Source organism: Amycolatopsis sp. La24, assembly GCF_029087445.1.
Taxonomy (GTDB): domain Bacteria; phylum Actinomycetota; class Actinomycetes; order Mycobacteriales; family Pseudonocardiaceae; genus Amycolatopsis; species Amycolatopsis nivea.
Window position 1 is genome coordinate 1 of record NZ_JARACH010000058.1, and the last position, 22,578, is coordinate 22,578.

The 22,578-nt window shown below is 69.7% G+C and carries 22 protein-coding genes; 15 read left to right on the forward strand and 7 right to left on the reverse strand.

What is annotated here, in order from left to right; genetic code table 11:
• Nucleotides 1-327: 327 nt before the first annotated feature.
• Nucleotides 328-792 (reverse strand): metallopeptidase family protein, encoded by a 465-nt coding sequence (locus PUT80_RS36195; RefSeq protein WP_037816621.1) that lies wholly within the window; start codon nt 790-792, stop codon nt 328-330.
• 79 nt (nt 793-871) lie between these two features.
• Here PUT80_RS36195 and PUT80_RS36200 point away from each other — a divergent pair, with 79 nt between their 5' ends.
• The 8 genes from PUT80_RS36200 (at nt 872) to PUT80_RS36235 (ending at nt 8,977) form a co-directional block, all read left to right on the forward strand.
• On the forward strand, nt 872-1,225 hold the full coding sequence (locus tag PUT80_RS36200; protein ID WP_037718335.1) for a DUF3499 domain-containing protein: 354 nt from the start codon (nt 872-874) through the stop codon (nt 1,223-1,225).
• Nucleotides 1,226-1,300: 75 nt separating this feature from the next.
• Entirely contained in the window at nt 1,301-2,656 is a 1,356-nt protein-coding gene (locus tag PUT80_RS36205; RefSeq protein WP_037816618.1) for a phosphomannomutase/phosphoglucomutase, read from the forward strand.
• A 68-nt stretch (nt 2,657-2,724) separates the two neighbouring features.
• Nucleotides 2,725-2,943: a Trm112 family protein gene (locus PUT80_RS36210; RefSeq protein WP_037816616.1), complete on the forward strand. Its 219-nt coding sequence runs from the start codon at nt 2,725-2,727 to the stop codon at nt 2,941-2,943.
• Nucleotides 2,944-2,945: 2 nt separating this feature from the next.
• On the forward strand, nt 2,946-4,031 hold the full coding sequence (locus tag PUT80_RS36215; protein WP_037816614.1) for a hypothetical protein: 1,086 nt from the start codon (nt 2,946-2,948) through the stop codon (nt 4,029-4,031).
• Between the two features lie 83 nt (nt 4,032-4,114).
• Nucleotides 4,115-5,347 (forward strand): mannose-6-phosphate isomerase, class I, encoded by a 1,233-nt coding sequence (gene manA / locus PUT80_RS36220; protein WP_037816612.1) that lies wholly within the window; start codon nt 4,115-4,117, stop codon nt 5,345-5,347.
• A 94-nt stretch (nt 5,348-5,441) separates the two neighbouring features.
• Nucleotides 5,442-6,356 (forward strand): cation diffusion facilitator family transporter, encoded by a 915-nt coding sequence (locus PUT80_RS36225; RefSeq protein ID WP_275294826.1) that lies wholly within the window; start codon nt 5,442-5,444, stop codon nt 6,354-6,356.
• 78 nt (nt 6,357-6,434) lie between these two features.
• Nucleotides 6,435-7,979: an amino acid permease gene (locus PUT80_RS36230; RefSeq protein ID WP_275294827.1), complete on the forward strand. Its 1,545-nt coding sequence runs from the start codon at nt 6,435-6,437 to the stop codon at nt 7,977-7,979.
• A gap of 278 nt (nt 7,980-8,257) precedes the next feature.
• Nucleotides 8,258-8,977 carry an LPXTG cell wall anchor domain-containing protein gene (locus PUT80_RS36235; RefSeq protein ID WP_275294828.1) on the forward strand — a complete coding sequence of 240 codons (720 nt, stop codon included), beginning with the start codon at nt 8,258-8,260 and terminating at the stop codon, nt 8,975-8,977.
• 568 nt (nt 8,978-9,545) lie between these two features.
• On the opposite strand, the gene PUT80_RS36240 is transcribed toward PUT80_RS36235, so the two are convergent.
• On the reverse strand, nt 9,546-11,783 hold the full coding sequence (locus PUT80_RS36240; protein ID WP_275294845.1) for a hypothetical protein: 2,238 nt from the start codon (nt 11,781-11,783) through the stop codon (nt 9,546-9,548).
• Between the two features lie 128 nt (nt 11,784-11,911).
• Here PUT80_RS36240 and ahcY point away from each other — a divergent pair, with 128 nt between their 5' ends.
• The 3 genes from ahcY to PUT80_RS36255 all read left to right on the forward strand — a co-directional run bounded on the left by ahcY (nt 11,912) and on the right by PUT80_RS36255 (nt 14,213).
• Nucleotides 11,912-13,384 carry an adenosylhomocysteinase gene (gene ahcY, locus PUT80_RS36245; protein WP_037816606.1) on the forward strand — a complete coding sequence of 491 codons (1,473 nt, stop codon included), beginning with the start codon at nt 11,912-11,914 and terminating at the stop codon, nt 13,382-13,384.
• Between the two features lie 101 nt (nt 13,385-13,485).
• Entirely contained in the window at nt 13,486-13,773 is a 288-nt protein-coding gene (locus tag PUT80_RS36250; RefSeq protein ID WP_037816605.1) for a toxin-antitoxin system HicB family antitoxin, read from the forward strand.
• The gene (locus PUT80_RS36255; RefSeq protein WP_275294829.1) at nt 13,767-14,213 is read left to right on the forward strand and encodes a type II toxin-antitoxin system VapC family toxin; all 447 of its coding nucleotides are present in this window, start codon (nt 13,767-13,769) and stop codon (nt 14,211-14,213) included. Before PUT80_RS36250 ends, PUT80_RS36255 begins: the two co-directional genes overlap by 7 nt.
• Here PUT80_RS36255 and PUT80_RS36260 read toward each other — a convergent pair.
• Nucleotides 14,210-14,752 carry a helix-turn-helix domain-containing protein gene (locus tag PUT80_RS36260; RefSeq protein WP_275294830.1) on the reverse strand — a complete coding sequence of 181 codons (543 nt, stop codon included), beginning with the start codon at nt 14,750-14,752 and terminating at the stop codon, nt 14,210-14,212. The two genes, PUT80_RS36255 and PUT80_RS36260, sit on opposite strands and share 4 nt — an antisense overlap.
• 47 nt (nt 14,753-14,799) lie before the next feature.
• Between PUT80_RS36260 and PUT80_RS36265 the strand changes: the two genes are divergently transcribed.
• A complete protein-coding gene (locus PUT80_RS36265) occupies nt 14,800-15,264 on the forward strand; it encodes a YbaK/EbsC family protein (RefSeq protein WP_134666981.1) in 465 nt (154 codons plus the stop codon).
• 3 nt (nt 15,265-15,267) lie between these two features.
• On the opposite strand, the gene PUT80_RS36270 is transcribed toward PUT80_RS36265, so the two are convergent.
• Nucleotides 15,268-16,260 carry a hypothetical protein gene (locus tag PUT80_RS36270; RefSeq protein WP_037816597.1) on the reverse strand — a complete coding sequence of 331 codons (993 nt, stop codon included), beginning with the start codon at nt 16,258-16,260 and terminating at the stop codon, nt 15,268-15,270.
• A 336-nt stretch (nt 16,261-16,596) separates the two neighbouring features.
• Between PUT80_RS36270 and PUT80_RS36275 the strand changes: the two genes are divergently transcribed.
• Nucleotides 16,597-16,845, forward strand: coding sequence for a hypothetical protein (locus PUT80_RS36275; protein WP_205670142.1), 249 nt, complete (start codon nt 16,597-16,599; stop codon nt 16,843-16,845).
• A gap of 26 nt (nt 16,846-16,871) precedes the next feature.
• Nucleotides 16,872-17,513, forward strand: coding sequence for a dTMP kinase (locus PUT80_RS36280; protein ID WP_037816588.1), 642 nt, complete (start codon nt 16,872-16,874; stop codon nt 17,511-17,513).
• Here the strand turns inward: PUT80_RS36280 and PUT80_RS36285 are convergent.
• Complete coding sequence (locus tag PUT80_RS36285) at nt 17,510-18,082, reverse strand: TetR/AcrR family transcriptional regulator (protein ID WP_275294831.1); 573 nt, start codon at nt 18,080-18,082, stop codon at nt 17,510-17,512. The two genes, PUT80_RS36280 and PUT80_RS36285, sit on opposite strands and share 4 nt — an antisense overlap.
• 84 nt (nt 18,083-18,166) lie before the next feature.
• Between PUT80_RS36285 and PUT80_RS36290 the strand changes: the two genes are divergently transcribed.
• A complete protein-coding gene (locus PUT80_RS36290) occupies nt 18,167-19,069 on the forward strand; it encodes an SDR family oxidoreductase (RefSeq protein ID WP_275294832.1) in 903 nt (300 codons plus the stop codon).
• Here PUT80_RS36290 and solA read toward each other — a convergent pair.
• Together solA and PUT80_RS36300 are read right to left on the reverse strand one after the other, a co-directional pair.
• Complete coding sequence (solA, locus tag PUT80_RS36295) at nt 19,059-20,183, reverse strand: N-methyl-L-tryptophan oxidase (RefSeq protein WP_275294833.1); 1,125 nt, start codon at nt 20,181-20,183, stop codon at nt 19,059-19,061. The two genes, PUT80_RS36290 and solA, sit on opposite strands and share 11 nt — an antisense overlap.
• On the reverse strand, nt 20,180-22,417 hold the full coding sequence (locus tag PUT80_RS36300) for an FAD-dependent oxidoreductase (RefSeq protein ID WP_275294834.1): 2,238 nt from the start codon (nt 22,415-22,417) through the stop codon (nt 20,180-20,182). The genes solA and PUT80_RS36300 overlap by 4 nt, the downstream gene beginning before the upstream one ends.
• Between the last annotated feature and the right edge of the window lie 161 nt (nt 22,418-22,578).

A 22,578-nucleotide genomic window follows, 5' to 3' on the forward strand; every position in this document is an offset into this window, starting at 1 on the left:
GAAGCTTGATTGTGCTGACGGTTCGGGGGTGCTTGTCAAGGCGGGAAAGATGCCTTGACAAGCACCCCCGAACCGCAGGGAGGCTTCGTATCGGGGTGCGGGGGAGGGGCTGGATGCCTCGATGGTTGGGTGCACCGGCTGCGGCTTAGTGGGGGTGGGGCGGCATCCCGGCGGGCGCGGGGCGGTCGAGTGGGGCAGGCGGGCCGTGAAGGGCTCGTTGAAGGAATCTAAGTCCGTGAAGGAGCCCTTCACGGACCGTCGCCGTACGTGAGGGGAACCCTGAGGGAATCAGAGTCAATGAGGGTGGCCCTCACGGACGAGGGTGCGTTAGTCGCCTTCGATGACGTCTGGTTCTACGCCTAGGTAGCCTGCGACTTGCTCTACCAGGACGTCGTGGACCAGGTCCGCAAGTTCTGAGGGGTCTTTGGCGCGTGCTTCCAGCGGACGCCTGTACAGGACGATGCGGGCGCGGGTGGGCAGGCCTGCTCGGTCGACACCGGCTGGGACCAGCCTCGACAGTGGCACTGCGCCGTCGTGCAGCACCCCGTCTGCGGGGGCTCGGCCGTCCATCCGGACTTCGGGGACGTCGTCCACCGCTACGTCCAGTTTCGTCAGCTCGTGTCGCCAGCGGGCCTCGATGGGCTCCAGGGCGTCCAGCACCAGCGCGTCGAAGCGTTCCGCGCGGCTCGCGGCCGCTGGCAGGGTCGCCGGATAGAGCGTTCCGCGCAGGCCCCGGCCGTGCCGGTCCCGTCGCAGCCGCTGCCGTTGTCGGTAGTCACGAGCCGTCGCCACCGGCCAAGTCTATGCGGTCGCCAGGGGAACGCGCGTGTCGCCGGTACTCGCTTGCGGCGACGCGCTATCGTTTCGGATCGTGCGGAGCGTACGGAAATGTTCGCGAACGGGTTGCCTCGAACCCGCTGTCGCCACGCTCACGTATGCCTACCAGGACTCGACCGCGGTCGTCGGACCGCTGGCCACCGCTTCCGAACCGCACTCCTACGACCTCTGCGAGGCCCACGCGCTGCGGCTGACCGTCCCGAAGGGCTGGGAAGTCGTCCGCCACGAGGGGGCCTTCGCCGCTCCGGAGCAGTCCGCCGACGAGCTGACCGCGCTGGCCGAGGCGGTGCGCGAGGCCGGTCGCTCCGACGTCCCGCCCGCGCAGCCCGAGCCCGAAGGGCCCTCCGGCAGGCGCGGCCATCTGCGCGTCCTCCCGGGGCGCGCCTGAGCCATCCTCCCGACCGGTAGGCTTTCGCCCGCGGCGCGAGTGGCGTCGCCACGGAACTAGCGGCGGGGAGAAGGCGTGCCAGACCTTTCGGGCATCGTGAAGGCCTACGACATTCGCGGCGTGGTCGGCGAACAGCTCGACGCCGCCCTCGTCCGGGACTTCGGGGCCGCGTTCGCGCTGCTCATCAAACCCGAGGCGCCGGCCGTGGTGATCGGCCACGACATGCGCGATTCGTCGCCGGAACTGTCCGCGGCGTTCGCCGACGGGGTGACCTCCCAGGGCCTCGACGTGGTGACGATCGGCCTGGCCAGCACCGACCAGCTCTACTTCGCCTCCGGTTCGCTCAACCTGCCCGGCGCGATGTTCACCGCCAGCCACAACCCCGCGAAGTACAACGGCATCAAGATGTGCCGCGCCGGAGCCTCGCCGGTCGGGCAGGACACCGGCCTCGCGGAGATCCGCGACACCGTCGAGCAGGGCGTTCCCGCCTTCGACGGCCAGCGCGGCACCGTCTCCGAGCGCGACGTCCTCAGCGACTACGCCGCCTACCTGCGCAACCTCGTCGACCTCTCCGGCTCGCGGCCGCTCAAGATCGTGGTCGACGCGGGCAACGGCATGGGCGGGCACACCGTCCCGACGGTCTTCGAGGGGCTGCCGATCGAGGTCGTGCCGATGTACTTCGAGCTCGACGGCACCTTCCCGAACCACGAGGCCAACCCGCTCGACCCGGCCAACATCGTCGACCTGCAGGCCAAGGTGCGCGAGGTCGGCGCGGACGCCGGGCTGGCGTTCGACGGCGACGCGGACCGCTGCTTCGTCGTGGACGAGCGCGGCGAGCCGGTGTCCCCGAGCGCGATCACCGCGCTGGTCGCGGTGCGCGAGCTGGCCAAGGAGCCGGGCGGAACGGTCATCCACAACCTGATCACGTCGAAGGGCGTGCCGGAGATCGTGTCCGAGCACGGCGGCAAGCCGGTGCGCACGCGGGTCGGGCACTCCTTCATCAAGGCCGAGATGGCCCGCACCGGTGCGATTTTCGGCGGCGAGCACTCCGCGCACTACTACTTCCGCGACTTCTGGCGTGCCGACACCGGCATGCTGGCCGCGCTGCACGTGCTGGCCGCTCTCGGCGAGCAGAACGGCCCGCTGTCCGCGCTCACCCAGGACTTCTCGCGCTACGCGGCGTCCGGCGAGATCAACTCGACGGTCAGCGACCAGGTCGCGCGGATGCTCGCGGTGAAGGACGCGTACGCGGGCAAGTCCGGCGTCCAGATCGACGAGCTGGACGGCCTCACCGTGCAGCTGCCCGGCGGCGCGTGGTTCAACCTGCGCCCCTCCAACACCGAACCGCTGCTGCGGCTCAACGTGGAGGCCGCCGACCGGGCCGCGGTCGAGGCGCTCACCGCCGAGGTGCTGGCCATTGTCCGGGCCTGACCGGCTGGCGCCGGATTGTGTCCGGAAGGCGCCCTCAACACCCCAACGACGCGTGGTATGGAGGAACTATGGCCATCACGCTTGACGCACAGCTGCTGGAGATCCTCGCGTGCCCGTCGCCGGATCACGCCCCGCTGCGTCCCGGTACGCCGGACGACGCCGAGGCCGACGCGCTGACCTGCACCGAATGCGGCCGGGTGTACCCGGTCCGCGACGGCATCCCGGTGCTGCTGCTCGACGAGGCGACGCTGCCCGGTTCGGCCGCTGACCACGGCGACAGTGCTTGACCATGCTTGACGATTCCCTGCTCGACGACTCCGCGCGGCTGGCCGATGCCGACCGCGCGGGGTTGCTGCGCGCCGCCGCGATGGCCGGCGCGCAGGTGCGGGCCACCGCCGAGGCGGCGGCCGAACTGGAGCTGAGCGAACGGCTGGACGTCGGGCGTCCGCGTTCGCTGGTGCTCATCGACCGGCCAGGGGTGAGCCGCACGCTCACCCGGCTGCTGGCCGCGTTGCTCACGCCGTCGTGCCCGGTGCCGGTCGTGGTGGCCGAATCGGTGCCGGCCTGGATCGGCGCGCTCGACGTGGTGTTCGCGCACACCGACGACGCGGGCGACCGCGAGCTGGCCGCTTCGCTGGAGCGCGCTGCCCGGTTCGGCGCGTCGGTGGTGCTGTCCGCGCCGGCGGAGGGGCCGGTCGCGGCGTCGGTGGCGGGCAAGGGCGTGCTGCTCGCGCCGCGCGTGCCGGTGCCGCCGGAGCTGGCGTTCCCGCGCGGGCTGGCCGCCGGGCTGCTCACCGCGAACGCGCTCGGCCTGCTGGTCGCGGACGTGCAGGCGCTCGCCGACCAGCTCGACCTCGAAGCGGAGAAGGACTACCTGGCACGCGAGTCGTTCGCCAATCCGGCGAAGGCGCTCGCGCTGCGGGTCGCGGACCGGGTGCCGCTGCTGTGGGGGCTCGACCCGGTCGCGGTGGCGGTCGGCGAGCACGCGGCGCACGCGTTCGCCGCGCACGCCGCGCTGGTGTGCGACGTGGAGGACTACCGGCAGGCGCTGGCCCGCCCGGCGTTGCGCCGGGTCGCGCAGTCCGGCGGGGCGGAGCGGGACATTTTCGCCGACCCGGACGACTCTCCCGGCGGAGTCGCGACCCGGGTGCTGCTGCTGTCGGTGCGGACCGGTCCGGCCACCGAGGCGGCCCGGTACCAGGCCGAGGAGTTCCTGCCGGGCGCGGACCTGATCGCGCCCGCCGAGGAGATCGAGGCGGACGAGATCGTCCGCGCCGCGGTGCTGGCGCTGCGGTTCGAGCTGGCCGCGGTGTACCTGGGGCTGGCGGCGGGCAGCATCGGCGGGGCCGGGAGATACGAACCGGCCTCCGCCTGAGGGAGCAGGGGGGGAACGCGGGCAGGCGGTTCCGCCGCCGCGTGCGTCGGCCCAGTGCCGACGGGAAGGATTGGGAGTTGACAGTGGAGCTGTTGCGCAACGCCGTACGGCCCTACGCCTGGGGATCGCGAACGGCCATCCCGCAGCTGCAGGGACGTCCGGTGCCGGCGCCGCACCCCGAGGCCGAGCTGTGGATGGGAGCGCACCCAGGGGACCCGTCGCACGTGCTCGGCCCGGACGGCGCCGAGGTGAGCCTGCTCGAACTCGTCGACGCCGATCCGGTCGGCCAGCTCGGCGAGGACTGCGCGCGGCGCTGGGGCAACCGGCTGCCGTTCCTGCTGAAGATCCTCGCCGCGGAAGAACCGCTGTCGATGCAGGCGCACCCGTCGGCGGCGCAGGCCGCGGAGGGACACGCCCGCGAGGAGAAGCTGGGCATCCCGCGCGACGCCGCGAACCGGAACTACCCGGACCCCACGGCGAAGCCGGAGCTGGTCTGCGCGCTGACGGAGTTCCACGCGCTCGCCGGGTTCCGCGACCCGCACCGCACGGTCAAGCTCCTGAAGGCGATCGAGACGCCCGGGCTGGGCAAGTACACCGGCCTGCTGGAAGCCCAGCCGGACCCCGCCGGGCTGCGCGCGCTGTTCACCACCTGGATCACGCTGCCGCAGTCCGCGCTGGACGAATTGCTGCCCGAGGTGCTCGACGCGTGCGTCCGGCACGTCCAGGACCACGGCGAGTTCGCGACCGAATGCCGCACGATCCTGGAACTGGGCGAAACCCACCCGCGCGACGCAGGCGTGCTGGCCGCGCTGCTGCTCAACCGCCTGACCCTGCGTGCGGGCGAGGCGATCTACCTGCCTGCCGGCAACCTGCACCTGTACCTGCACGGCACCGCGGTGGAGATCCTGGCGAACTCGGACAACATCCTGCGCTGCGGCCTCACCCCGAAGCACGTGGACGTGCCGGAGCTGCTGCGCGTGGTCGACTTCGCGTGCGGGGAAATGCCGGTGCAGCACGGAGAATGCGCCGGCCAGCGGATGGCGGTGTACCACACGGACGCCCCGGAATTCGAACTGTCCCGAATGGAATGGGCGGCCGGGGAGGACACCGAGATCGAGGTCGATTCGGCCGGTCCGCAGATCCTGCTGTGCACCGAAGGGGACCTCCTGGTGCTCGCCTCGGACGGGGAACAGGCGGAATTGCGGAGGGGACAGTCGGTCTGGCTGCCCGCCGCGGATCCGGCGGTGCGGGTACGCCCGTTGGGCGGGGAGCGGTCGCAGCTGTTCCGGGCTACCGCCGGGGCTTGCGAGCTGTGATCCGACCAGCTGATTGTCAGGCCCAGCGCTTCCCTTCGCCGAGGTTCCTCTAGGCTCCCACCGGGCAATTCGGGCGCGGAGCAGGGAGCGGGAAGTGTCAGCTGGCGGGGGAACCAAGGCGATCATCGCGGCGCTCGCCGCCAACGCCGGGATCGCGGTGGCCAAGTTCGTCGGGTTCCTGGTCACCGGGTCGTCGTCGATGCTGGCGGAGGCGGTGCACTCGCTGGCCGACACGTCGAACCAGGGGTTGCTGCTGCTCGGGCAGAAGACCTCGAAGCGGCGCGCCACCAAGGAACATCCGTTCGGGTTCGGCCGCGATCGGTACTTCTACTCGTTCATCGTCGCGCTCATGCTCTTCACGCTCGGCGCGGCGTTCGCGCTCTACGAGGGCATCCACAAGATCATCGAGCCGCAGCCGCTGGAGACGCCGGTCGTCGCGGTGATCATCCTGCTCGTCGCGATCTGCCTCGAGGGCTACAGCTTCTACACCGCGATGGGCGAGTCGCGCAAGATCAAGGGCAATGCGAGCTGGTGGCGGTTCATCCGCCAGGCCAAGGAGCCGGAACTCCCGGTCGTGCTGCTGGAGGACTCCGGCGCGTTGCTCGGTCTGGTGTTCGCGTTGCTCGGCGTCGGGCTTTCGGTGCTGACCGGCAATCCGATGTTCGACGGCATCGGCACTGTGTTCATCGGCGTGCTGCTCGGCGTCATCGCGATCATCCTGATCATCGAGATGAAGAGCCTGCTGATCGGCGAGGGCGCGACCGAAACCGATCTCGCGACCATTGTGGACGAACTGGCCGCGGGCAAGGTCGAGCGCGTCATCCACATCCGCACCCAGTACCTCGGCCCGGACGAACTGCTCGTCGCCGCGAAGCTCGCGCTCGTGCCCGGTCTCGACACCGCCGCTATCGCCGGTGCGATCGACGACGCCGAGGCCCGCGTGCGCGCGAAGGTCCCCGTCGCGACGCTGATTTACCTGGAGCCCGACCTCGACCGCGAGACGCGCTGACTGTCCGGACAGCTGGCGCCCAACTGACAGGCTAGGGTGGCGCCCGGTCCCCACGAAGGTCACCGCAGGAGGTCAACGTTGCCCGGCACTGGGTTGTGGCGCACTAAGTCAATCGAGCAGTCCATTTCGGACACCGATGAACCGGAGACAAAACTCCGCAGGAACCTGAGCGCCTGGGACCTCACGGTCTTCGGCGTCGCGGTGGTCATCGGCGCCGGCATCTTCACGCTCACCGCGCGCACGGCAGGGGACTTCGCCGGTCCCTCGGTGTCCGTCGCGTTCGTGATCGCGGCGATCGCCTGTGCGCTCGCCGCGTTGTGCTACGCCGAATTCGCTTCCACCGTCCCGGTCGCGGGCAGCGCGTACACGTTCTCCTACGCCACCTTCGGCGAGTTCATGGCGTGGATCATCGGCTGGGACCTGATCCTGGAGCTGGCCGTCGGCGCCGCCGCGGTCGCCAAGGGCTGGTCGTCGTACCTGCAGACGGTGCTGGAGTACATCTTCGGCAAGGGCACCAAGACGTCGATCGATCTCGGCGGCGGTTTCGGCATCGACTGGGGCGCGTTCATCGTCGTGGTCGCGCTGGTGACGCTGCTGGTGCTCGGCACGAAGCTGTCGTCGCGATTCTCGATGGTGATCACCGGCATCAAGGTCGCTGTCGTGCTGTTCGTGGTCATCCTCGGCTTCTTCTACATCAAGTCCAGCAACTACACGCCGTTCGTGCCCGAGGGCAAGCCCGCCGGATCCGGGTCGAGCGGCGTCGACCAGTCGCTGTTCTCGCTCCTCGCCGGCGGCGGCAGCAGCTCGTTCGGCATCTTCGGCCTGCTGGCCGGCGCGTCGATCGTGTTCTTCGCGTTCATCGGGTTCGACATCGTCGCGACCACCGCGGAGGAGACCCGCAACCCGCAGAAGGCCGTGCCGCGCGGCATTTTCGGCTCGCTGGCGATCGTGACCGTCCTGTACGTCGCGGTGTCGCTCGTGGTCGTCGGCATGGTGCCCTACACCGACCTGTCGACCTCGGCGGGCGACGGCAGCCACAAGACGCTCGCCACCGCGTTCTCCGCGAACGGCGTCGACTGGGCCGCGAACGTCATCTCCGTCGGCGCGCTGGCCGGTCTGACCACCGTCGTCATGGTCCTGATGCTCGGCCAGGTGCGGATCATCTTCGCGATGTCCCGCGACGGCCTCATGCCGCGTTCGCTGGCCAAGACGAGCGACCGCGGGACGCCGAAGCGCGCGACGCTGGTGGTCGGTGCGTTGGTCGCGGCGGGCGCGACGTTCTTCCCGGCGGACAAGCTCGAGGAAATGGTCAACGTCGGCACGCTGTTCGCGTTCATCCTCGTGTCGGCGGGCGTGCTGGTGCTGCGCAAGAGCCGCCCGGACCTGCCGCGCGCGTTCCGCGTGCCGGGCGTGTGGGTCATCGCGCCGCTGGCGATCCTGGCCTGCCTGTGGCTGATGCTGAACCTGACCGTGCTGACCTGGCTGCGGTTCGTCGCCTGGATGGTGATCGGCGTCGTGATCTACTTCGCCTACAGCCGCCGGCATTCGCTGCTGGGGAAGCGGCAGTCGGGTGTCGACCAGGGCGGTGCGGTTTCCGAACCCGCGCCGCCGGTCGCCGACTGACCTGTTTTCGCTGACGAGCGGCCCGTCGCCCCCTGTGGGCGGCGGGCCGTTTCGCATGGTCGGTCACGGATGCGCAACTCGCGGATCTCGGTTCGGGTGGCTACTCGGGCCCACCAGGGAAGGCGTGCTGAGCGTGCGATACCCTCCGCGTCGTCTTCCCTCTGACGGGTTAATCACTCTCGGGTAATTCGCACGAACAGTGGTCGGGGTTCCTACGGAGGGTCGCAGTTCTCCGCGTGTGTTATCCCCCGTTCGGATTTTCCCTGAGGAGTAACTCCATGCCCATCAGCACTAGACTGCGTGCCGGTTTCACGGTCGCCGCGGTGGCCGGACTCGCCCTGCTCGGCACCGCGACCTCGGCGCTCGCCTGCACCACGGACGACGGCCGGGCGAAGCCGGTCGAGGGCAACGCGACCACCTGCGCCCAGGCGAAGGTGCCCGGCGACCTGCTCGGCGCTGGCGACCTCACCGTCACCGGCGGCACGCAGAAGGACAAGTACCTGAACGTCACCGCGGTGGGCGAGGGCGTCACGGTCACCGCGATCGTGGTCAAGGGCGGCCCCGGGTTCAACGTGTACGTGCCGGGCCAGCGCGGCATGTCGGCCACGCCGCCGTGGGAGAAGCTGCGCTCGCCGTACAACCGCGGCGACCAGCTGCCGACGATCAGCCACTGGTTCGCCTGCGGGACCAAGACCACGCCGACCAAGCCGCCGGTGTCGGAGACTCCGACCACTACTCCGTCGCAGCCTACTTCGGAGGCGCCTAGCACTACGCCTGCGCCGACTACGTCGTCGGTGCCGGGGGGTGTGACTTCTGCTCCTGCTACTACGACCAGTGCTCCGGCTGTGGTTCCGGCTGGGAATCAGAACGGGACTGGTGGCGGGTTGGCTAACACCGGGTTTGACAATGCCTGGCTGTTTTGGGTTGCTGGGGTGTTGATTGTTGGCGGTGGTGCGTTGCTGGTGCTGCTTAAGGTTCGGCGGCGCGGGACTAACTGATTCGGTTCGGGGTTTCGGCTCGTCGCCTGGCGGCGACATTGCGCACGGTTGGTGCGGCGGGGCACCCCGAAGCTGATTGTGATGACGGACGGCGGGTGTTTGTCAAGGCGGGAAAGATGCCTTGACAAACACCCGCCGTCCGCATTTTTGGCTTCGTATCGGGGTGCGGGGGTGGTGTGGGTGCCTCGATGGGTGGGTGCATCGGTTGCGGTTTGGGGCTGGGTGCGTCGATAGCGGGTGCATCGGCGGCGGTTTGGGGCTGGGTGCGTCGATGGCGGGTGCATCGGCGGGCGGTTTCGTTCGTGGCGGGGCTAGCGCCCCAATGTGGCATTGGGGTCAGCACCCCGGCGGCCGCGGCTGGCGGGGGTGGGCCGTGAAGGGCTCCTTGAGGGAATCCAGGTCTGTGAAGGGGTCCCTCACGGAACTCGCTCGGGTCGTGAGCGGGTCGTGAGGGGAACCCTCAGGGAATCAGGTTCCCTCAGGGTGACCCTCACGTACGCGAAAAGGTCGTGAGGGGAACCCTGGGGGAATCAGCGGCTGTGAGGGTGGCCTCAGGACAACGGGGGGGCTAGCGGGGGCGGGGCAGGTCGCCGAAGAGGGAGCCTTGTTCGCCTAGTGTGCGGGCGCGGCCGTTGGGGCGGCCTAGGCCTGCGGCCATCGCTACAGCGTTGTCCCACTCCGGGTCGGCCAGGTACTCGGTGTGTTTCAGGACTCCGGGGGCCCATCGGCTGCGGCCGTCGGGGGCTCGCAGGGGGTCGGGGACCCAATGGTCGCCGCCGAGGATGAGGACTCCTGCGTCGTCTGGGGTGGTTTCCAGGGCGCCCCATTTGCCGTCCGGGAGGTAGCCCTCGCCCAGCAGGTGGCCGTTGCTTGTTTGGTGGCGCCAGGTCGTCACGCCGCCGCCGAAGATGTCGGTGCCTCGGCACAATGCGCGCCAGCGGCCGTCCAGCGACGAGAACAAGTCGGCCAGCGAATCTTGCGGCAGGACGGCGGGGAAGGCGCGCTGGTAGCCCCACTGCAAGGGGGAACCTGCGGTGAGGAGGCCGACTCGGTCGCGTTCGTTCGGGGGGAGTTCGGCGCTGAGTTGAGCTGCCGTGAGCACGGTGAGGATGCTGCCCAGGTTCAGGCCGGACAGGACGACTCGCGTGCCTGGCTCGGCGAGGTGTTCCTTGACTCGTGCCGCCAGTTCGGGGACGACCTTCAGCGCGTAGCAAGGGGGTACGCCGGGGTGGGCGGCGCGCGGCCAGAACGAGACCAGGTCCGCCAGGGCGCCCAGGTGGCGGCTCCGTTGAGGGGAGCGAGCGGCGGAGTAGACCACTCGCAGCAGACCGGCGGCCAGCGCGCCTAGGGCGAATACGCCGATCGCCGACACGGTGGTGAACCAGCCTGGCTGCAGGTTGAAGCCGAACCGCACGACCAGCAGTGCGATCGCGCCGACGCAGAGGCCCAGCGCGACGATCACGGCCAGGTGGTGCAGGTGGCGGCGTTCCCAAGCCGAGCGGGCCCAGGCTCGGGCGGCGTCTTGTTCTTGCTGTTCGTCGTGTTCCATCAGCTCGACGATGGGCGGGATGCCGCGTCGGCGGCGGCGCAGCGGGACGGCGATGGCGTACCCGGCGATGGCGAGCAGGGCCATCAGGCCCAGACCGCCGCCCCACAGGACGGTGACCAGGTCGTACATCGTGGGCAGGGCCAGTTTCTCCGCGCGGAGAAGTTTTCGGATGGCGATCGCCAGTCCGGCGCCGAAACCGCCGCCGAGGAGGCCGGCGAGTGCGAGTACCGGGGCCGCTGCCCAGCCGCCGAGCCACGGGCGGAGCCGGCGTGGGCGGTCGCGCCAGGCGGAGCGGGCCAGCAGCGCGGACGGGATCAGCGCGAGTGCGAACAGCAGGGTGACGACGAGCAGAGCGCCGCCGAGTCCTTCGACGGTGTTGTCGACGCCGGGCAACCGGTTGTCGACGGGGGCGGCCAGCACCGTGGCGAAGATGACCAGCAGCGTCGCGAAGGTGATCAAGCTTCGGCGCGCGATGGTGCCGGTGTCGCTGCCGATCGCGCCGCCGAGCAAAACCGCGAGGACCAGGGCGAGCGTGCAGATCCACGCGATCAACTGCGGGATTTTCGTGGGCACGTGGAAGGGTCCGCCCAGCAGAAGCAAGGAGATGCAGGCGAGTGCGGCGACCGCGTGCGTCGCGGACATTCCGGGCGCTTCCGGATCGGCGCGCAACCGCATCGGGACGCCCCGGCGGACGGGAGGATCGGGCGGGCGGACTCGCCAGTTCGTCGACGAGATCCGGTGCAGGGCGTAGACCAGCGCGAGGAGCACGGCGACCCCGACGCCGATCCGCAGCGATCCCTTGCGCAGTTCGGGGGTCACCCAGGTGAGGCAGGCGCGGCCGGGCGCCAGGCATTGCGTCGCGACCAGGTCCAGCACCGCCGCCGCGACCTGGCTGACCAGCAGCATGGTGAGCAGCACCGCGGCGATCCGCAGCAGGCCGCGGCACAGGCCGCCGAGCCAGCGGCCGCGGTGGACCGGCGGCAGCATCCAGAACGCGACGTTCGCCAGCGAGAACGGGAACAGCAGCGCCCAGGCGGCCTTCGCGACGCCGCCGGACGTCATGCCGCTCCACAGGTAGCCTTCGACGGTGCGCGGGATCGACCGGCCGAGCGCGGGCACCACCGGACCGGGAGCCGGGCGCCGCAGCCGGTCGGCCGGGCGTACCACGCGGCCGAGTTCGTCGCCGGCGACGTCGACGGTCTGGACCGTGTCGAGGAGCGTCTCGCCGCTCGTGCCCACGAGTCCGGACACCCTCATTTCGACGATGCGGGTGTCAGGGCCGGGGAGCGGGGCGGGCACGGTGGTTCTCTCCTCATCCGTTCGAGTCAGGGTCGAGCCGACAACGGTACTGTTCAGGTGCCATCAAACCTTGGAGGAACCGCACTATGACCCCCGAAAGCGTTGTCAAGCGGCACGACACCCGGGGCGGCCTCGAATTCGCCGTCGCCGATCTCGAGGCCGCGGAGTTCGGCCGGAAGGAGATCCGGCTCGCCGAGCACGAGATGCCCGGCCTGATGGCGCTGCGTCGCGAATACGCTGAGGTCTACCCGCTGCGCGGGGCGCGAATCGCCGGGTCGCTGCACATGACCGTGCAGACCGCGGTGCTGATCGAGACGCTGGTGGCGCTCGGCGCGGAGGTGCGCTGGGCCTCGTGCAACATTTTCTCCACCCAGGATCACGCCGCGGCCGCGGTCGTCGTCGGACCGCACGGCACGCCCGAGGAGCCCAAGGGCGTCCCGGTGTTCGCGTGGAAGGGCGAAACGCTCGAGGAATACTGGTGGTGCACTGAGCGGATGCTCACGTGGGAGGGCGAAGGCCCGAACATGATCCTCGACGACGGCGGCGACGCCACCATGCTGGTCCACAAGGGCACCGAGTACGAGAAGGCAGGCGTGGTCCCGCCCGCCGACGACGAGGACCCCGAGGAGTGGAAGGTCTTCCTGGAGCTGCTCCGCGCGTCGGTCGCGGCGGACAAGGGCAAGTGGACCGCCATCGGGCAGAGCGTCAAGGGCGTGACCGAAGAGACCACCACCGGCGTGCTGCGGCTGTACCAGCTGGCGGCCGCGGGCGAACTGCTGTTCCCGGCGATCAACGTCAACGACTCGGTGACGAAGTCGAAGTTCGACAACCGCTACGGCATCCGCCACTCGCTGATCGACGGCATCAACCGCGGCACCGACGTCCTGATCGGCGGCAAGGTCGCGGTGGTCTGCGGTTACGGCGACGTCGGCAAGGGCGCGGCGGAATCGCTGCGCGGCCAGGGCGCCCGCGTGATCATCACCGAGATCGACCCGATCTGCGCACTGCAGGCGATGATGGACGGCTACGAGGTCAAGCGCCTGGAAACGGTGCTGGACGAGGGTGACATCTACGTCACCACCACGGGCAACAAAAACGTGGTGATGGTCGAGCACATGGCGCGGATGAAGCACCAGGCGATCGTCGGCAACATCGGCCACTTCGACAACGAACTCGACATGGCGGGCCTCGCCCGCTACCCGGGCGTGCGGCGCGTGAACATCAAGCCGCAGGTCGACGAATGGGTGTTCCCGGACGGCAAGAGCATCCTGGTGCTGTCCGAGGGCCGGCTGCTGAACCTGGGCAACGCGACCGGGCACCCGAGCTTCGTGATGTCGAACAGCTTCGCCAACCAGGTCATCGCGCAGGTCGAACTCTTCACGAAGACGGAGGAGTACGACAAGGAGGTCTACCGGCTTCCGAAGAAACTGGACGAAAAGGTCGCGCGGATCCACCTGGAAGCGCTGGGCGGAGAGCTGACGAAGCTGTCGAAGGAACAGGCGGAATACATCGACGTGGATGTCGAGGGTCCGTTCAAGTCTGAGCACTATCGTTACTGATTGCTGACGCTAAAGCCGCCCCGGAATGCGTTTCGGGGCGGCTTTTGTCTGCATATGAAAACACGTGATAACTCTAATTGGTTACGTTTTATCATGGTGTGGTGAAGCAATTGATCACTCGCGTCGACGACGAGCTGCACGCTCGGCTGAAGGCCAGGGCCGAGGCTGAGGGGCGCAGCATGAACGACCTGGTCACCGAAGTGCTCAGCAACGCGCTCAACAGGGAAGAGACGCCGGAGGCGTGGAAAGCCCGGCTGCTCGCGGAGGGCAAGCTGATCGCTTTCGAGTCTGAGCGGGAGCCGGTTGGCCTCGACGAACTGGAGCGGCGTTCGGCTGGATGGGGTGCGTCGGTCAGCGAGGCGCTCGACTGGTCGCGGGGTGAATGGTGACTGTCTATTACGCCGATACGAGCGCAGTCGTGCGGGTGTTCTTCGCTGATGAGCCCGAGCACGCCGAGTTGCGCGACCTGCTTGCGAGCGGCCGGAACCGGGTTCTCGCCAGTGAGCTGACCCGGATCGAGTTCGCGAGCGCGATGGCGGCGGCCAAGCGGTCCGGGTGCATCCCGGATGCGCGGGAGTTTCTCGATCAGTTCGACGCGATGAGTCGTTCTTCGACGTTGGGCGTGATTCCGTTCCGGCCTGCGCGTGTTTTTCCCGCCGCGCAGCGATTGGTCGTCGAGAACTATTCTCTTCGCACGCTTGATGCGCTTCATCTCGCGGTCGTGATGCGGGAAACCGCCGACCTCACTGGCGGTGAACCCGTCACTGTGGTTACTTGTGACGCGCGGCAGGCTGATGCGGCAAAGGCCAATGGCCTCCTCGTCCGCTAACGCGGATACCGCATCGTCAACACCGCAGTAGCCGGTCCGCCGATTCCTCGGTAAACATGGTCCGTCTCCGCGATAAACGTATGCGTCCCGGCAGCGGCAACCGTCACCGGCGCATCGATCGGCCCCACTTCAGCCGTCCCGGTCAATACCGTCAAAACCTCCCGCACCCCAGGGCTGTGCGGATGCGACACCTGAACCCGCTCGTGGATCGTGAGCCGGTACACCTCGGTCACGCCGTCCGGATCCTCCCATCGGCCGAGCAGCGTCGCCGCCACGCTGTCGCCATGCGCTTCAGCCACCCCTTCGTCGCCGAAGAGCAAGTCGCTCAACGGGATCGACAGTGCGGTGGCGATGGCGAACAGCGTGTCCAGCGTCGGGTTCCTGCGGCCGTTCTCCAGCTCCGACAGCGTTCCCTTGCCGAGACCGCTGTCGGCGGCGAGCGTGGTCAGGCCGACGCCTGCGCGGGTGCGGAGCGTTCGGATGCGGGTACCGACCGCCGCGGCGAGAGCGCGACCGTCCGGGGCGGGTGACGTCGACATTGGGCCTAGTCTAGTGTTCTGTTTACAGAACAGCTGGAGGTGTGCAGATGTCGGCAGTGCAAAACGTGCAGGACGCGCTCGACGAGGCGGGCGTCGAAGGCCGGGCGCGGACTCTCCCGCAGTCCACGCGGACGGCGGCCGAGGCGGCGGACGCGCTGGGCTGTCCGGTCGGCGCGATCGCGAACAGCCTGGTCTTCATGGCCGACGACGCCCCGCTGCTGGTCCTGACCAGTGGCGCGCACCGCGTGGACACCGAGGCGCTCGCCGCGCGGCTCGAGCGCGGCCGGATCCGCCGGGCCAAGCCGGACGAGGTGCGCGCGGCTACCGGGCAGGTGATCGGCGGGGTGTCGCCGGTCGGGCATCCGGCTCCGCTGGAGACCGTGGTCGACGAGGCGTTGCGGCAGTACACCGAGGTGTGGGCCGCGGCCGGTACGCCGAACGCCGTCTTCCCGACGACGTTCGACGAACTGGTGCGGATCACCAAGGGCACGCCGCAGCGCGTGGACGGATAAAGCTCAGTTCCATTCCACCGCGATGCCGGCCAGCCCTGGTCCGGTGTCGCGGAAATACCCGCTCGTCACGCCGCCGGTGTCGCACGGCAATTCCTCCGCCTCGACCGGCAGCGCGTCGTCGCGGGCGCGGACCTCCCGGGTGATCCGGGCGGGCATCGCGGTGGGCGCGAACTGCAGTTGCAGCAGATAGCTCGCGCATTGGTCGCGCAGCATCCGGTAGTACCCGGGGAACGTCACGGCGGAATTGTCGTGGATTTCGAAGCAGAAAACGTGGATCTCGCCCTCGGCGAGCTTCCGGTCGAAAAGCAGCTCCGTCGCCATCGTCTCGCGCGCCGGATGCCTGCGGATCCGCCCGACGCGGCAGCCTTCCGCGGTGATCAGCTCGACGTCGTCGATCCGGCAGCCGGGGTCGCCGTTGTAGACCGCCACGTACCGGTCCGGTCCGTGCCGCCGCGCGCGGGTGACCAGCCGGGTCCGGAATTTCACCTGATGTTTCTGTTCGTCGATGGTGATCTGGTCGTGCACCGACAGCATCTCCAGGTCGGAGTTCGACTGCCGGGACGCTGGCGCGGCGCCGAGGTCGCTCATCAGCTGCTCGACGATCGCGCCCATCTCGCCCGAGCGCAGGTCGTGGAACGACGCCGCGGCCTGGTGCCCGCGCGGGCGCGCCGTGCGCGGGCCGATCAGCACCACGAGCGAGTCCGCGGGCAACTGCAGCACCGACTCCAGCGCGCGGACCGCGGGCAGCGCCTTCGGCACCTCGGGCTGGCGCAGCCCGCGCTGCCAGTAGCTCAGCGTCGACTGTCCGATGTGGACGCCGCGGAGCGCGAGATGCGCCCGCAGCCGGGCGAGCGACAGGCCGCGATGCGCGATCGCGAGCCGCAGCGCCTGGTGGAATTCACCGGATCGCAGTGCTTCGCCGAGCTCGGGCGGCAGTTCACCCGCGCCGCGCCGGCCAGGTTCCATGATCAGTGGGCCATCCCCGTCTCGTGCCACCGCTGTCCCTTCAACGCCGCCCGTGCGCTGGGCGTGAATGCCGCGGAACGTTCACGTTAGCAGCGCGCGGTAACGGGTCCGGCCCCCGTTTGGTGTGCTTGGCCACGGAAGGGTAACCGTTCCGTGTTCCACCGCGGACCCGGAACACCATCGTCGCCGGACAGGCATCTTGCTCGGAGTGATCGACCGGTTCACCGTTGTGACCACCACTGGCCACGTCTAGGCGGGAGGTGCGTCATGGGTCTGGGGAAACCGAATCACGTGGGGAGCACTGCCGGGCGGGTCCGGCGGTCCTCGACCACTTGCCGAAGGCACGTCGGACGCTTGCTGCTCCTCGTGGCGTTCACGGGCCTGGCGTTGCCGGTGTCGGCTCCGGGCGCGGGCGCGGCGCAGCCCGCTGACACCGGCAACGCCCACCTTACGGCCGCACCGCGCAGCGAGGTGGTGCAGCGGGACGGCGGCCAGAGCACGCCGGCGCAGCCGCACGGCGACGACTGGATCCCGCTGCTCTGCCTCGCCGGGCTGCTGGTCGCGGTGCCGGTCGGCTACCTCGGCTACGCCCGCGCCCGCCGAGAGACGGCCTGAGCACGCCACCAAGTATCTTCGACGGCGTGGGGCGACTGGTCGTGATCGAAGGTCTGGACGGCGCGGGCAAGCGGACGCTGTCCGAGGGGCTGACTGCTGCGCTGCAAGAGGCGGGCGCGAGCGTCGGCAGCCTCGCCTTCCCGCGTTACGGCCGCAGCGTGCACGCCGACCTGGTGCGGGAAGCGCTGCACCGCGGGCACGGCGACCTCGCCGACTCGGTGTACGGAATGGCGTTGCTCTACGCCCTCGACCGCAGCGGTGCGGCCGACGAGATCCGCGCGCTGCTCGCGGCCAACGACGTCGTCCTGCTGGATCGTTACGTCGCCTCGAACGCCGCGTACGCCGCCGCGCGCCTTCGCGAGCACGCCGATGGCGCTGTGGTGCAGTGGGTTTGGGACCTCGAGGTGACGCGGTTCGGGCTGCCCCGGCCGGACGCGCACCTGCTGCTGCGGGTGAGCCCGGAGGTCGCCGCCGAGCGGGCAGTCCGCCGGGCGGAGTCGGACGCGGCGCGGGCGCGGGACGCGTTCGAGTCGGACGACTCGCTGCAGCAGCGTTGCGCCGCGGTGTACGACGAACTGGCCGCGGCTTCGTGGCTCGCGCCGTGGCATGTGCTGGACGGCGTGGCGGGCGTTGATCTGCCGATGCTGGCGAAGTCTCTGCTCGCTTAACCCAGCGCCGCGGTCGCTTTGCGCAATTCGCTGAGCACTTCGTCGGCCAGCGCGCCGAACTCCCGCCGGTTCCCTGCCTCGACCCAGCGGTAGAAAGCCGTCCCGAAGGCGAGGCAGCCCAGTTCCGCCGCGACGCGTGCGGTCGGCTCGCTGATTCCGCGTGCGGCGAGTGCGTCGTGCATGGCCTGGACCATCTTGGTGCGCTTGAGCAATTCGCGTTCGAGCAGCTCGCTGTTCGCCGCCACGACCGGCTGCCGCGCCCGGGCCTGAGCCAGCCGCTCGCCGGTGAAAACCGCCGCTGCGGCATCCAATGCCCCGCCGACCGCTTCGAACGGCGTCGCGCCCGCTGGCGTCCCGGCAATGCCCTCGGAGAACAGCCGGGTCAGCTCCTCCTGCCCGCCGAACAGCACCTCGCGTTTGTCGGCGAAATGGCGGAAGAAGGTCCGTTTCGTGAGCCCGGCGCGTTCGGCGATTTCGGCGACCGTGGTCTGGTCGTATCCGCGTTCGGTGAACAGGTCGAGCGCGGCCCGCTCCAGGCGTTGGCGTCCGTTCGGTTCCCAGCGGCCCATGCCGTCCAGTCTAGGTGATGACACCAGATGACATCAGGCGTACGTTGATGGCACTAGGTGTCATCAACTGTGAAAGGACAGCTCATGCGGGTTTTCGTCACCGGGGCCAGCGGCCACGTCGGCTCGGCCCTCGTTCCCGAACTGCTCTCGGCCGGACACGAGGTAGTCGGGCTCGCCCGGTCGGACGCCTCTGCCGCGGCGCTCGCCGAACGCGGCGCGCAGGTGCGACGCGGCGACCTCGACGATCTCGGCGGCCTGCGCGAAGCGGTGGCCGAGGCGGACGGCGTCGTGCACTTGGCGTTCAAGCACGACCTGATGGCCAGCGGCGAGTTCGGCGCGGCGGTCGAGGCGGATCTGTCCGCGCTGAAAGCGCTCGGCGAGGCTCTCGCCGGCACCGGCAAGCCACTGGTCTCGACCTCCGGAACCCTGATGTTCGCCGGGCTCGGCCGCGCCGGCACCGAGGACGACCGGCTCCCCGGCGGTCCGCGCGTGGACGCGGAGAACTACGTGCTCGGGCTCGCTGACCGCGGTGTCCGGTCGTCAGTCGTGCGGCTGCCGCCGTCGGTGCACAGTTCGCTCGACAAGCACGGCTTCGTCCCGACCATGATCCGCTTCGCTCGCGCGGCCGGGGTTTCGCCGTACGTCGGCGAGGGCGTCAATCGCTGGTCCGCCGGGCATACGCTCGACGCGGCCAGGCTCTACCGGCTGGCGCTGGAGAAGGCTCCGGCCGGGACGATGCTGCACGCCGTCGGCGACGAAGCCATCTCGCTCCGGCAGATCGCCGAGACGATCGGCGCGCGGCTCGGAGTCCCGGTGAAGTCCATCGCGCCGGAGGAAGCCGCGGCGCACTTCGCGTTCCTGGCGCCGATGGTGCAGTCGGACGCGCCGACGTCCGCCGCGCGCACGCGTGAACTCCTCGACTGGAAGCCGGAACACCCTGGCCTGCTTGAAGATCTCGCCGAAGAGCACTACTTCGCTACGGCGTGAACCTCGCCGGATCGAACAGCGAGATCGGATGCCGCGTCTCGCCGTCCACCACCAGGTCGGCGAGGATTTCCCCGACCACCGGCACGAATTTGAAGCCGTGCCCGGAAAACCCGGACGCCACGACCACGCGCGGATGCCGCGGGTGCGGGGCGATCACGAAATGCTCGTCCGGGGTGTTCGTGTAGAGGCAGGTCGCCGCGCGGCGGAAGGTCGCCGGGAGTGTCGGGATCCGGGAGCCGACGACGTCCGCGATCGCGCGCACCTCGTCGTCGTGGATCCGCCGGTCGATCGTGTCGGCGGTGCACGGCGTGCCGCCAAGGTGCACGGCGACCTTGACGCCTTGCGTGGTGTGCGCGGGAAAACCGTAGAACTGGCCGCCTTCAGCGGTTTCCCAAAGATAGACGGGATGATCGGTGAACGGCCGCACGTCGGCCGGTTCGAACCAGTACTGGACCTGGCGGCGCACCTCGAAATCGACGCCTAGGTCCGCGAGCAGCACGGGTGCCCAAGCACCGGGGCACAGCACGAGCCGCTCGGCGGTGTAGTAGCTCGAAGCGGTGCCGACGCGCACCCCGGTTTCCGTGGTGGTCCACGTGAACACCTGCTCCTCGTGGTGCAATTCGGCACCGTGGCGCGCGGCGAGTTGCAGGTGGGCGGCGACGCTTCCTTCGGGCGACACGAAACCGGCACCCGGTTCCCACAGTGCCACCTCGTCGTCGGCCGGGGTGATGGTAGGGAACCGGTGCCGGATCTCAGCCGCGTCCAGGATTTCGTGCGGGATGTCGAACTTCTCCGCGGAAAGCGTGCTGCCCGCGATCGTGCGCGACTCCGGCGGTCCGCCCATCACCGCGCCGCAGCGGGTGAACAGCGACCGTCCGGAGTCGCGTTCGAGTTCGTCCCACATCTCGTGCGCGCGCAGCAGCAGCGGTACGTAATCCGGACCTTCGAGGTACGCCTGCCGCGTGATCCGCGAGCCGCCGTGGCTCGAACCGAGGTTGTGCACTGGCGCGAACTGGTCGATCCCGAGCACCTTCTGGCCCCGCTGCGCCAGTCGGTAGGCGGCAGCACTGCCCATTCCGCCGAGGCCGATCACGATCACGTCGTAGTGCGTCATTCACTGCTCCTCAACGGTTCCGCGGCCACCTTCGCCGCGAGCCGTTTCCCGAAGTACTCGATTTCCACCGGCGTCCGCGGCCTGGCGTCCTCGACGGGAAGCCAGGCGTAGGCCAGGTTTTTGTCGACGGTGTAGCCGTACGCGCCGCTCGTGACGTATCCCGCCGGACGGCCGTCGACGTACACCGGCTCCCGGCCTTGCATCACCGAGTCCGGGTCGTCGACGGTCAAACACGCCAGTTTCCGCCGCACCGTCGCGGGAGAACGGTGGAGAAGCGTGTCCCGGCCGAGGAAGTAGCCCTTGTCCATCCGCACCGCGAACCCGAGCCCCGCCTCGTACGGATCGTGCTCGGTGGTCACGTCGACGCCGCAGTTCCGGTGGCCCTCCTCCATCCGGAGGCTGCGCAGCGCGTCCTCTCCCGCCGCGACGATCCCGTACGGCTGCCCGGCCGACCAGACCGCGTCCCACAGCGCACGCCCGAGATCCGCGCCGGTGTGCAGCTCCCAGCCGGGTTCGCCCACGTCAGACCCGCGCAGCACGGTCACCGGCACGTCGCCGACGTACGTCTTCCACGCGCGCGAGTCCGATGTGGACAGTTCGGGCAGCACCTGTTCGGCGAGCGGTCCCCACAAGCCGAGGCAGCAGGTACCGCCGGTGGTTTCGCGCAGCTGGACCGAGCCGTCGCCGGGCAGGTGACGGCGCAGCCAGGCGACGTCCCGATGATGGTGCGCGGCGACGTGGAACCGCTCGACGCCAAGCCGGGCGACCGTCAGATCGCTGCGGATCCCGCCGTCTTCGCCGAGCAGCAACGTGCTGGTGACCGAGCCGGGCGGCCGGTCGAGCTGGTTCGTGGTCATCGTCTGCAGGAACGGCAGCGCGCCGCGGCCGGTGATCTCCAGCCGTCGCCGCGGGGTCAGGTCGAACAACGCCACCCGGCTCCGGGCCGCGACTGCTTCCGCGCGGCTGCCAGAGGAGTACCGCTGCGGCCGCGCCCAGCCGTCCACCTCGCGGAACTCCGCGCCCAGCGCGACTTCGCGTTCGTAACAGGGCGTGGTCCGCACCAGTTCCGTCGCCGGTCGCTGATGGCCCGCCGCCGTCAGGCTCCGCTCCCGCACCCGGCCGGGCGCGAGCTGAAGCCGATCGAACCGGGCGAGGTCTACGGAGTGCAGGTCAAGGTGTGCTTGCCCCTCGATCAGCCAGCGCGTCAGCTCCCGCGCGACCCCGGCGGACCACGCGCAGTCCACCGCTTCGGCGACCCAGAACCCGTCGAGTTCCGGATGTTCGCCCAGCAGCGGCAACCCGTCCGGCGTGCCCGGGACCAGCTGCCGGACCCCTTCCTCGACCTTCGCGTCGGTGAGCGCCGGCACCAACCCGAGCGCGGCCGTCCACGATTCCTCGAAGCCCGCCGGAGCGAACTCGGCGTCGGCTTCGACCGGACCCAGCGCGCTGATGCCCAGCCGGTCGACGTGCTCGCGCAGCGACAGCCCGGCTCCGCGCAGGATCGGTTTGTCCGCCTCGGTGAAGTGGTCGTTGTCTCCGGCGAGCTGCGCCAACGGCGTGGTGCGCGCGTGCTCGACGGCGATCGGCACCACCGGCACTGCGAGGTCGACCAGCCGGCCGAACTGCGGCGCGCGTACTCCGGCGCAGGAGATGACCACGTCGGCGCGGAACCGATCGGTCGCGGTCGCCACGGCGGTCACCCGGCCCGCCGTGCGCACGATCTCGACAATCTCTTGCCCAGTAAGGAATTTCGCGCCCCGCTCCTTCGCGCGGCGGGCCTGGGCGAGCGCCGCGCGGATCGGTTTGACCAGCCCGTCGCCGGGAATGTGCAGGCCGCCGAACACTTTCGCGGAGTCGAGCAGCGGATGCAGTTGCGCGCATTCGCCCGGTTCGCGCAGGTAGCCGCGCACGCCGGACGACGTCGCCCAGCCAAGCCGTTGCCGCAACCGGGAAAGCTGCTCGGGCGTGGTCGCGAGCTCCAGGCTCCCGACCGGCTGGAAACACCAGCCGCCGTCGACGGTCAGCCCGCTGTACTTCTCCGCGGTGTACTTGGCGAACTCGGACGCCGTGCGATCGGCGTGCGTGCGGAAGAGCAGTCCCGGTCCGGCCGAGGCGAGCGCCGGTTCCGGTTCGAGGACGGTGACGTCGGTCCAGCCGCGTCCGGTCAGCTCGTCGGCGACCGCGCAGCCGAGGAGTCCGGCGCCGAGCACAACCACCCGCGGTCGCACTGCCATCGCGAGGTACCTCCTGCCTGCCGGCCGTCGCGGACGGCCCGGCTCGGGACGAGACAGGCATGCCGGAACGCCCCCGCCGGGGAACGGACGCGTTGCGGATGGAGATCGATGTTCCGTCTGCTGCAACTCACAAATTGCGGGATCGCGGGCGTGCTGTCAAG

Coding starts and splice junctions, on each gene's coding strand:
- PUT80_RS36290 (WP_275294832.1), top strand. CDS start 18,167: ATGCGGGTTTTCGTCACCGGGGCCAGCGGCCACGTCGGCTCGGCCCTC.
- PUT80_RS36240 (WP_275294845.1), bottom strand. CDS start 11,783: ATGAGGGTGTCCGGACTCGTGGGCACGAGCGGCGAGACGCTCCTCGAC.
- solA (WP_275294833.1), bottom strand. CDS start 20,183: ATGACGCACTACGACGTGATCGTGATCGGCCTCGGCGGAATGGGCAGT.
- PUT80_RS36210 (WP_037816616.1), top strand. CDS start 2,725: ATGGCCATCACGCTTGACGCACAGCTGCTGGAGATCCTCGCGTGCCCG.
- PUT80_RS36260 (WP_275294830.1), bottom strand. CDS start 14,752: ATGTCGACGTCACCCGCCCCGGACGGTCGCGCTCTCGCCGCGGCGGTC.
- PUT80_RS36235 (WP_275294828.1), top strand. CDS start 8,258: ATGCCCATCAGCACTAGACTGCGTGCCGGTTTCACGGTCGCCGCGGTG.
- PUT80_RS36215 (WP_037816614.1), top strand. CDS start 2,946: ATGCTTGACGATTCCCTGCTCGACGACTCCGCGCGGCTGGCCGATGCC.
- PUT80_RS36265 (WP_134666981.1), top strand. CDS start 14,800: ATGTCGGCAGTGCAAAACGTGCAGGACGCGCTCGACGAGGCGGGCGTC.
- PUT80_RS36255 (WP_275294829.1), top strand. CDS start 13,767: ATGGTGACTGTCTATTACGCCGATACGAGCGCAGTCGTGCGGGTGTTC.
- PUT80_RS36285 (WP_275294831.1), bottom strand. CDS start 18,082: ATGGGCCGCTGGGAACCGAACGGACGCCAACGCCTGGAGCGGGCCGCG.
- ahcY (WP_037816606.1), top strand. CDS start 11,912: ATGACCCCCGAAAGCGTTGTCAAGCGGCACGACACCCGGGGCGGCCTC.
- PUT80_RS36300 (WP_275294834.1), bottom strand. CDS start 22,417: ATGGCAGTGCGACCGCGGGTGGTTGTGCTCGGCGCCGGACTCCTCGGC.